A 9,149-nucleotide genomic window follows, 5' to 3' on the forward strand; every position below is an offset into this window, starting at 1 on the left:
CAAATCTCTTATTTGTCGTAACATATTTGATTTTTAATTCTTTCTAACCATTCTTTTGTCTCTATTCTTTTATATAAATATTTTCTTTTGTTAGAATTTTCTTTAACCTTATCTAAGAAATTTATTTTTTTAAATTTTAATAAAGTTTTTATTTTTAAATCTATGGAATTTAAATTTTTATTTTTTGTTTTGTGTGAAACTTTTTCTTTATTATTTATATGTTTTTTATTATTTATAATATGACTGACATTTTTAGTTGCATTTTTTAGACTAGAAGCTCTAACCCCTTTATTTTTGAAGTAATTTTTTTGTGTTTCTTTTGTAAATTTATATATTATGTTAGCATCATGTTCAATAGTATTTTGCTTATTTTTAAGTACACAGTTTAAATTATTATTACTGTATTTGTTGACTGAATATCTTATATATGAACCATTCCCTTCTCCTAATCTTAATAAAGTTTTTTTAATAATACTTTTATTACATAACCAAGTTAAATCTTTTCTAAGGGTTCTTAGTGCAATCTCCTTAAGTCCATCTTGGGCTAGAAAATAATTTAATGTATTTAAAATAAGTTTTTGATTATATTTAATAGCATTTTTCTGGAAATACTTAAGTATTGATAAGATTTTATAATATCTGATTTGATATTTTTTTAATAGATTTACATTGATTTGAATTTTAAGATTGTTTGTTTGCATTCTATACTCCTAACTGTATTTACAATCATGCTTATGATACACAATTTTAATTGGAAAGTAAATATTTGAGAATGAATTATTTTTTATGTAAAAATAATTCTTCTATTCCACTAGTAGAATAAAAGAAAAAGACCTTTAGCAAAAGCTAAAGGTCTTTTTCAAGGCATTGATAGTTGTATAATAAATTATGAACTATCAATGCCAATGTTATATACTAAAAAATATAAAATATCAAGTAATTTAAAAATTTTTTTCATATTTTTCTACTCTGCCATTCTAAATATCATTAAAATCTCCACTGTAACTACCGCTTGCTTTTGCAAAAATACTTCTACTCAAGATATACCTCCTATTTTTTCCATAAATGTTTGCGTTCACGCGAATTTTCTGTTGCCATTAGACTCAAACTCAGGCCCAATATTAACATCAAGCAAAACCACTTTACTACTTGTTTCAATACTAACATCTTTGATTCTGCCAACTTGCATACTCCCTTTGCCGTCTTTTACAAGTTTCCCTGCCTTTAAGAAGACAAAATCACCAATTTTAGGAGTTGTAAAGGTACTGTCTAACGCAACGGCTATTTCTCCAGCACGTCTTATTGGAATTAGTTCTCCCGGTGAGTAATTTTTACTTTCTAGTAAAGCAATATTTGTTTTTTTAAGGCGAATCCACAAATAGGACCAACTCCCGCTGTTGCAGTTGCAGCTTTTACCAGTACTTCTCCCATTTCGCTTGACCCACTTGAATAAACTAGGTCTCCCGGTTTGATGGTGGGTGATTCAACATTAACTATTGCAGTTTCAGTTTGATGAACACATGCTTTATGTTCAACTCCTAAAACGAAATTTTTACACAATTTTGTGAAATCGAAATCTGCTATTTATACCCACCAAAGCAAATTTACTTTTGTATTTTTGTGCTTTTGTATTGTTAATAATTTGACCTGTAAATCGATTTCTTGCATTTACCATTTGCTTGTACGCTGTAACACTGATCAAAAAAATGAGATCCAACCAATACGATAGACTTTTAAAGGTTTATTGGGTGATTGATGTCAAAAATCAAAATTACAAAAACTCTTGTGGAGTTGTTCGTTATTCGGCACGCGATATTTATAGGCTGGTTGCTGATCTGCTCAAAAAAGATGGTAAAAAGGTTGTTAGTGTGCGCACTGTGCAGCGGGATCTTAAACTGCTTAACGAAATTGGCTTGATTAAAACTAAGTTAAGAAAGTTTGGCAAGGACAGCAAGGGACAAGGGAGTGTTGCTTATTATATACAAAATACTGAGCTTGTGGCTTATCATAAGGAAATAATTTGGGAACATCTTGTTCAATTACTTTATGAAAAGCTTGAGAATAAAAAAATAGTTGGTGATTTTGACGAAGACATCAAAAATGCGGCGTTTAATGTTTCTAAGACTGCTAAATTTTATAATGTTACTAACAATCCATTAAAGTATCTTTCCGATACGTCCAATGGGGCCCCTAATTTCTCTAACAATTTTTCAGATAAATTTTCTAGACATTCAGAAAGATTATCTGAAAATATTTTTTTAGAAACCTCATGTGACATTGCCCCAGCTAATCAAGATATTGATAGTCGCACCACAATGTCGCACCACTCGCCGCCGGCTGTATTTAATAAAGCTAATATAAGCTATAGTAATTATAAGAATTCAAAAAAACAATATTAATTTTGAAAAAAAGATATTGAAACTAAATTGATCGAAAGGAATGTCCCAAAAGATTTTCTTAGCCGAATAAAAGATCTTAGCAATAATCCCACAACTTACAGAGATTCGCTATATAATCTGGATAAGGCCCTAGACGAACACAAGGAGAGTAATTTGAAGTATTTGCTTGAACACTTTTTGGATCAGTTCTCTATTTACCGATATAAAGTTTGGATGATGATGAAGCGTATGGACGGGGTTATTAGCGATTATGAAGTTATTTGGAAGGAAAGGTTTGGAGAGTTTGTTAAGAAAAAAGTTGAGCTTAATGATTATGTGAAAAAAGTGCTTACAATGGAGGCTAGAGAAAGAGAACAGCGTAGTAGAGAGCGTTTGGAGAGGATTAATGGTCAATTGCAAGCACAAGTGCAAACGCAAACAGGAGAATTATCAAATAATCAGGAGCAAGATAGCTTAAATACGCCGCCGGAGAGAATTTACTTAAGGGAGAATAGAAATAGCATCTATGGAAGAAGTAACATTATTAAGGATTCCTTGGGCTTCAAGACAATTAAAGGAATTGCTCTTGAGAGCCTTGAAATTGATAAAATAGTAATTTGAGCCTAAGTGGCTTTAGGAGGTAAAATGAGAATAAGAATGAAACATTTAGTAAGAAGTCTTTATTTGAGAAGGGACAAGATTTGGCATATTTACAGAAGTACCGAAGTACAAAATAAAGCTAAGGACAAAAGCATTACCAATTTCCCTAATTTAAAACCGGAAGATTTTGACTATGAGTATGTTTACAAGTTCGTAGATGAGTGGATTCAGAAAAAGTACAACAATAAATTGGGGTTTTACTATTAAAAAGGTAGATGGTCTTGAATATATTGTAAGGCAAAAAGGTATTCTAGTTTAAAGAAAATTTTGGCCAGAATTGTTAAAGACTATAAAGAGATATTTCTTGGTAGATTGCAAAAGAATGGTCCTGGTGGTGTAGCAGCAGTTCCTGGATCGGGAGATTCGGGACCAAAACCATCTGGAAGTTAGAAAGGAGTAATGTATTAGTTTTAGAATAGTAAAGAGGGTAGTAAAAACACCAGTAAAGCCCACAAGTTCTGAAAAGGTTGTTGAAGCTGCTAAACAGCAGATACCTTTTCGTAACCATTCTTTTTTTAAAAAGGAAATTATTGATGATAAAACCATGTACCATACAAGGTTGATGAATGTATATAAGGGGTGGCGGGCCTGGAAGCATAAGTTCTGTGTTTATTTTATAAATTCTCTTAACAAAGAGAGAAAATTTATTATGTTGTACCCCGTAAAGGAGGGAGATGCGTTTTTAGGCGTATTTTACGGGTACAGTAAGGTTAAAAATAATCCATTTTACAGAGATTATACTTCTGTTTGTAGCTTTTCTAAAAAAATATTTAAGACTTTTAATAAATCGTATTTTATTGAATTTAGGTTTAAAAAGGGTAGTGTGTTTTTGTATCTCCACGCTATAGCTTATTTGCTTAAGGATCGAGATAGTTATAATAGGGAGCAGAAAAAATTACATGTACGCTTGATGGAGTTAGAAAAAGAAGTATTTAAGTTTTATGGTCGAGATTTGAATCCCCAGGGCGAGTGTATTATAACTAAGTGGATAGATAAAATCAATCAGAAAAAGTTGGGAAAGAGGATAATCCTAGTTTGCTTCGCAGTCTGCTACGTAGTCGACTGCGTAGATTTTGAATTTGTAATGTTACTAAAGGAATAACCTATATGAAAGTTGCAAATCTTATAAGGTCAACTTGTGAAAATGAAAATTTCTTACAGAGCGGGTTTAGAGATCTTTATGCTATTGTACAAGGCTTTCGGGAATCAAATTTTGTAGTAATTGGAGCACGACCCAGTATTGGCAAAACAGCTTTTGCCCTCAATATTGCTCACAACATATGTTTAGAACAAAATTTGAGTGTTGGATGGTTTACATATGAAATGACAAGTAAATCTGGCGCTCGTAGGCTTTTATCGATGAATTCGGGCATAGAGTATAGTAAGTTGATTGACAACATCAGTTAGCTAAATAAAAGTGAACTGGACGCTTATCATAAATCAGTTTCTGAGGTTAGTAATTTTTCTTTTTGGATTAATAGCGTTTGGGGTACTGACATATATGAGTTAGAAGATAAAGCCAGACAAATGAAATTGAACCACGATGTAAAAATTATCTTTATCGATTACATTAATTTGATTCCCGTGTTACAGAATAATATTCCTTGTTTTGAGCAAGTTGCATTTTTGAGTCGTAATATACGTTCGCTTGCTCTTGAACTTGGAATTCCAATAATAGTTGTATCTCAAGTTTCCAGAAGCGCTGAGGTTGTAGAACCCAGTTTGGCAACTTTGGGAGAATCGGCAGCATTACAATGGCATGCGGATATTGTAATTTTTTTACATCAAGAGAGGGAAAAACGTAAAGGGCGGAATACTTCTAAAGGTAATAATACAACTAAAGTAAAAGTGATAGTTGCTAAAAATAGAAACGGTTATATTGGGATTGCCAATTTAGGTTTTACTCCAAAAACTATAAAATTTTCGAATTGAAATTTAGATTTGTTAGATTTGTAGATTTGAGAATATTCTGTTATTTAGCCTTGATTTGTGTTACAATGTATTTTAGCAGGTGAGTAAATTATGAAATCATCAGTGGTGACAACAAGTATTGCTGCAGAGCAAATATATAAAGAATTTCTGCGATTAGGATTGATACTTTAGAAGAGAATTTACAAAAAGATATGGTTAATTTGGAACAAAGGCTAGAAACAAAGTTGGAAGCCAATAACAAAGTTCTTTTGGAAAAGCTTAGCGTGAAAAACAGAGTGTCAGTTGTTATTGCATCAGTAGTTTTGCCCATTGTTTTTCTATTTTAGCGTCCTTAATTATGCTATTAATTGGCAACTATTTCAAATAGAAATTACAAAGAATTTTTACCTTAATCAAGAAAAAAAATTTTAGATATAATGCGCTTTTGCAATTTGTTAGTATTTTTATAGATTCCCAGTTTTTTAGGTTTGCATTAATGTATAATTTTAGATTATACAAATTTTTGCAAGGCTAATTTTCATTAAAAAAATTTGAAATTAAATTTGTAATAATAGATGTAAGCTCATTGGAGCTGTTTCTATAATAATTTAGATTATTTTGATTGAGCTTTAAAGGTGCGAATGACTTGATATATTTGAGCTTTTGGTACAGATGTAATATACAAGGCGTTTTAACTAAAAAGAAGTTTTGTGAATTAGAGTTATATCTGATTTCATGTAGTGTTTCTTTTGACCTAGCAATCAAAGAATGAATAATTTTTAGTTGTTTGGTAGTAATGGTAACCTGCTAAGAAAAAAAAATTATCATAAAATCAATCCAGATGAATTCATTCTAATTTGCGAACATCTTATCAATTCTTATAGCATTACTCACCAATTACTTGGAATTATCATGGCTTCTGGAATTCCATTAACTCATATAAAAAATCAAAACATCAAAACTCCTTACAATTTCAAATCTGATATACTTTCTTATACGTTAAACAACGGTTTACAAATTCAAACATATTCTCTAATTTGCAGTAATAAAATTTCTAGGTGTATTGAAAATTTAAACAAAAATAAGCTACTATCCATTGGTGCAGACAAAATTAATTACGTAGCAAAAAATATTTTTGATTTTACGGTTTGGAAAAAAATTTGAAAAAAAACATAATAATATTATATACTGTTATGGGTAAAAGTCAAAATTTTATGAGTTTCTGCTTTTTGGGTTAAAGTTTAAAATTCTCAAATCTTCTTAAGATTTCCGGGTTAAAGTTTGGTACTTTGAAATTAAGTACTTAAGTTGTAAATAGGGGCACGCCGCCGCAGCTTCAGCAGTCGCAGCAGCTGCCTTATAGAAGAATTTACGAAACAGAAATTACAAAAGGCATTGTTAAGGATTCTTCGGGGTTCAAGTCTCTCAAAGGCCTTACACTTGATAGTTTGGGAATTAGTAAAAAAGTAATTTGAGCCTATTTGGCTTTAGGAGGTAAAATGAAAATAAGAATGAAACATTTAGTAAGAAGTCTTTATTTGAGAAGGGACAAAATTTGGCATATTTACAGAAGTACCGAAGTACAAAATAAAGCTAAGGATAAAAGCATTACCAATTTCCCTAAGTTAAAACCGGAAGATTTGGACTATGAGTATGTTTACAAGTTCTTGGATGAGTGGATTCAGAAAAAGTACAACGCCAAACTGGGATTTACTATTGAGAAGGTAGATGGTCTTGAATATATTTGTAAGGCAAAAAGGTATTCTAGTTTAAAGAAAATTTTGGCCAGAATTGTTAGAGACTACAAAGAGATATTTCTTGGTAGATTGCAGAAGGATGGTTCTGGTGTTGCAGCAGTTCCCGGATCGGGAGGTAAGAGGCAAGGTGGAAGTTAGAAAGGAGTGATGTATTAATTTTAGGATAAAAAGGGTAGTAAAAAGCCCAGTAAAAACACCAACTAAAAAAAAGGTTGTTGTAACTACTAAAAATCAAATACCTTTTCATAATCATACTTTTTTCAAAAAAGAGATTTTGGGGGGTAAGGTTATGATGTGTTTTACGGAATTTTTTACGGATACAAAAGAATCAAGGGAAATAGGTTTTTCACCGATTATGCTTCTGTTTGTAGATTTTCTAAAAAAAATTTCAAAACCTTCAATAAGGCTTATTACCTTGAATTTAGGTTCAAAACGGGAAGTGTGTTTATGTATGTTCATACTATATCTTATTTCGTTGACGGTCGGAATATTCGCTCTATTAGAAAATTGTATAAGAAAATTTTGAAGTTAGAACAAGAAGTGTTCAAGTTTTATTCCAAAGATTTACAGCCCGAAGGAATTATTACTAAGTGGGTTGCAAAAATTAAGCAAAAAAGGGAAGAAAGACTTGATCAAATTGGTAATCTGATCAATCCCCCACCCCATCTGCGTGTACGCAGTCGATTTCGTAAGTTTTGAAAATGAGCTGTTATTTGTCTGATATTTGTGATACAATATGCTTAGTAAATGCTTTTTTGCAAGCAGGAAGAAAAAAATATGGAATCGGTGTTAGCAACAAATATTACTGAAGAGCAAATATATAAAGAGTTTCTTCGATTAGGCATGGAACAACTAATAGCTCAAGATTTATCAAAAAGATATTATCATAATGAGCTAACATATAGAGATTTAGAAAATTTAGAAAAACAATTTGGAATAAAGTTTGATAATCTTGAGTTCAAGATTGATACCGTAAAGAATGAGCTCAATACTAAGATTGACAATGTAGAAAAGAATTTAAATCTAAAAATAGACAATTTAGATGTTAAGATTGATAACGTAGAAAAGAATTTAAATGCCAAAATAGATGGTGTAGAAAAGAATTTACAAAAAGATATGTTTAATTTGGAACAAAGGCTAGAAGCAAAGCTGGAAGTCAATAACAAAGTTCTTTTGGAAAAGCTGGAAGTCAATAACAAAGTTCTTTTGGAAAAGCTGGAAGCTAATAACAAAGTTCTTTTGGAAAAGCTGGAAGCTAATAACAAAGTTCTTTTGGAAAAGCTGGAAGCTAATAACAAAGTTTATTCGGAAAAGCTGGAAGCTAATAACAAAGTTTATTCGGAAAAGCTTAAAGTCAGCAACAGAATAGTTATTATTGCAGTAGTAGTTGTGCCCACTGCTATATCTATTCTAACTCCCCTCATTACGTCATTAATTAGCAGTTATTTCAAATAGAAATTGCAAAGAATTTTTTACCTTAATCAAGAAAAAAAATTTTAGATATAATGTGCTTTTGCAATTTGTTAGTATTTTTATAGATTCCCAGTTTTTTTAGGTTTGCATTAATGTATAATTTTAGATTATACAAATTTTTGCAAGGTTCCTTTTCAGTGAAAAAATTCGAAATCGGATTAATAATTGTAAGTTTGGTTCCAGTAGAACTGTTTAAATAATGATTTAGATTGCTTTGATTGAGCTTTAGAGGTGCAAATGATTTAATGTAATTAAGTTTTTGTGATAGATTTAATATGCAAGGTGTTTTAACTAAAAAGAAGTTTTGTGAGTTAGAGTTATATGTAATTTCGTTTAGAGTTTCTTTTGACTTTGCAATCAAAGAGTAAATAATTTTCAGTTGTTTAGCAGTAATCCTAAAACCAAATATATTGTTTGCCACATAATTAATTCTACGTGCATCAATAGATAGTAATCTATTTTTGTCTAAATTTTCAATACATCTGGAAATTTCATTAGAGCAAATTAGAGAATATGTTTCAATTTGTAAACCGTTATCCAATGCATAAGAAAGTATATCGGATTTGAAATTGTAAGGAGTTTTGATATTTTGATTTTTTAGATGAGCTAATGAAATTCCAGAAGCCATAATAATTCCAAGTAATTGGTGAGTAGTGCTAGTAGAATTGATAAGATGTTTGCTAATTAGAATGAATTCATCCGGATTTATTTTGTAAAAATTTTTCTGTTTAGCAGGTTTTTTTTAAAAAAGAACTTGAATAAAAACATAAAAACATAAAAACATAAAAACATAAAAACATTTTACACTTTTATGTAAAAATTGCAAAAATTAAAGTTTTATTATTTTGGGTTAAAGTTTTATCATTTTTAAAAATTCTAGTTAAAGTTTTATTTTTTATAGTTAAAGTTTTGCTGCTTGATAGGTATAGTTTTATCTATTTGGGTTAATCTTTAGAGTGGAAATATCTAT

General features: G+C 30.4%; 12 protein-coding genes and 3 pseudogenes. 10 read left to right on the forward strand and 5 right to left on the reverse strand.

Translation table 11 applies throughout. From position 1 onward, the window contains the following. Positions 1 to 8: 8 nt before the first annotated feature. From BBIDN127_RS06630 to BBIDN127_RS07935, 3 genes are all read right to left on the reverse strand, one after another. Positions 9 to 701: a plasmid maintenance protein gene (locus tag BBIDN127_RS06630; protein ID WP_014023175.1), complete on the reverse strand. Its 693-nt coding sequence runs from the start codon at positions 699 to 701 to the stop codon at positions 9 to 11. Positions 702 to 1,075: 374 nt separating this feature from the next. Continuing rightward, positions 1,076 to 1,378 (reverse strand): hypothetical protein, encoded by a 303-nt coding sequence (locus BBIDN127_RS07930; protein WP_233421666.1) that lies wholly within the window; start codon positions 1,376 to 1,378, stop codon positions 1,076 to 1,078. Beyond that, positions 1,339 to 1,560 (reverse strand): hypothetical protein, encoded by a 222-nt coding sequence (locus BBIDN127_RS07935; protein WP_233421667.1) that lies wholly within the window; start codon positions 1,558 to 1,560, stop codon positions 1,339 to 1,341. The genes BBIDN127_RS07930 and BBIDN127_RS07935 overlap by 40 nt, the downstream gene beginning before the upstream one ends. Positions 1,561 to 1,706: 146 nt before the next feature. Here BBIDN127_RS07935 and BBIDN127_RS06640 point away from each other — a divergent pair. The 6 genes and pseudogenes from BBIDN127_RS06640 to BBIDN127_RS07970 all read left to right on the forward strand — a co-directional run bounded on the left by BBIDN127_RS06640 (position 1,707) and on the right by BBIDN127_RS07970 (position 5,296). Further along, positions 1,707 to 2,999: pseudogene (locus tag BBIDN127_RS06640) on the forward strand (plasmid maintenance protein). Positions 3,000 to 3,023: 24 nt separating this feature from the next. Continuing rightward, positions 3,024 to 3,245: a hypothetical protein gene (locus tag BBIDN127_RS07940; protein WP_014023177.1), complete on the forward strand. Its 222-nt coding sequence runs from the start codon at positions 3,024 to 3,026 to the stop codon at positions 3,243 to 3,245. A 60-nt stretch (positions 3,246 to 3,305) separates the two neighbouring features. Next, a complete protein-coding gene (locus BBIDN127_RS07965) occupies positions 3,306 to 3,428 on the forward strand; it encodes a hypothetical protein (protein ID WP_014023178.1) in 123 nt (40 codons plus the stop codon). Positions 3,429 to 3,687: 259 nt separating this feature from the next. Beyond that, positions 3,688 to 4,140 carry a DUF226 domain-containing protein gene (locus BBIDN127_RS06650; protein WP_233421668.1) on the forward strand — a complete coding sequence of 151 codons (453 nt, stop codon included), beginning with the start codon at positions 3,688 to 3,690 and terminating at the stop codon, positions 4,138 to 4,140. 5 nt (positions 4,141 to 4,145) lie between these two features. Next, positions 4,146 to 4,970, forward strand: a pseudogene (locus BBIDN127_RS06655) (DnaB helicase C-terminal domain-containing protein). 191 nt (positions 4,971 to 5,161) lie between these two features. Continuing rightward, positions 5,162 to 5,296 carry a hypothetical protein gene (locus BBIDN127_RS07970; protein WP_267879466.1) on the forward strand — a complete coding sequence of 45 codons (135 nt, stop codon included), beginning with the start codon at positions 5,162 to 5,164 and terminating at the stop codon, positions 5,294 to 5,296. A 62-nt stretch (positions 5,297 to 5,358) separates the two neighbouring features. On the opposite strand, the pseudogene BBIDN127_RS07945 reads toward BBIDN127_RS07970, so the two are convergent. Continuing rightward, positions 5,359 to 5,747, reverse strand: a pseudogene (locus BBIDN127_RS07945) (hypothetical protein); the annotation flags it as partial. Here BBIDN127_RS07945 and BBIDN127_RS06665 point away from each other — a divergent pair. The 4 genes from BBIDN127_RS06665 to bdr all read left to right on the forward strand — a co-directional run bounded on the left by BBIDN127_RS06665 (position 5,733) and on the right by bdr (position 8,161). Next, positions 5,733 to 6,113, forward strand: coding sequence for a hypothetical protein (locus BBIDN127_RS06665; RefSeq protein WP_014023182.1), 381 nt, complete (start codon positions 5,733 to 5,735; stop codon positions 6,111 to 6,113). The pseudogene BBIDN127_RS07945 and the gene BBIDN127_RS06665 overlap by 15 nt on opposite strands. A 335-nt stretch (positions 6,114 to 6,448) precedes the next feature. Beyond that, entirely contained in the window at positions 6,449 to 6,844 is a 396-nt protein-coding gene (locus BBIDN127_RS06670) for a hypothetical protein (RefSeq protein ID WP_014023183.1), read from the forward strand. A 156-nt stretch (positions 6,845 to 7,000) separates the two neighbouring features. After that, positions 7,001 to 7,405, forward strand: coding sequence for a DUF226 domain-containing protein (locus BBIDN127_RS07685; protein ID WP_014023184.1), 405 nt, complete (start codon positions 7,001 to 7,003; stop codon positions 7,403 to 7,405). A gap of 78 nt (positions 7,406 to 7,483) precedes the next feature. Further along, entirely contained in the window at positions 7,484 to 8,161 is a 678-nt protein-coding gene (gene bdr, locus BBIDN127_RS06680) for a Bdr family repetitive protein (RefSeq protein ID WP_044055042.1), read from the forward strand. 22 nt (positions 8,162 to 8,183) lie between these two features. On the opposite strand, the gene BBIDN127_RS07770 is transcribed toward bdr, so the two are convergent. Further along, positions 8,184 to 8,807 carry a hypothetical protein gene (locus tag BBIDN127_RS07770; protein WP_014023186.1) on the reverse strand — a complete coding sequence of 208 codons (624 nt, stop codon included), beginning with the start codon at positions 8,805 to 8,807 and terminating at the stop codon, positions 8,184 to 8,186. Positions 8,808 to 9,149 lie beyond the last annotated feature (342 nt).

It is taken from the genome of Borreliella bissettiae DN127, assembly GCF_000222305.1.
Classification (GTDB): Bacteria; Spirochaetota; Spirochaetia; order Borreliales; family Borreliaceae; genus Borreliella; species Borreliella carolinensis.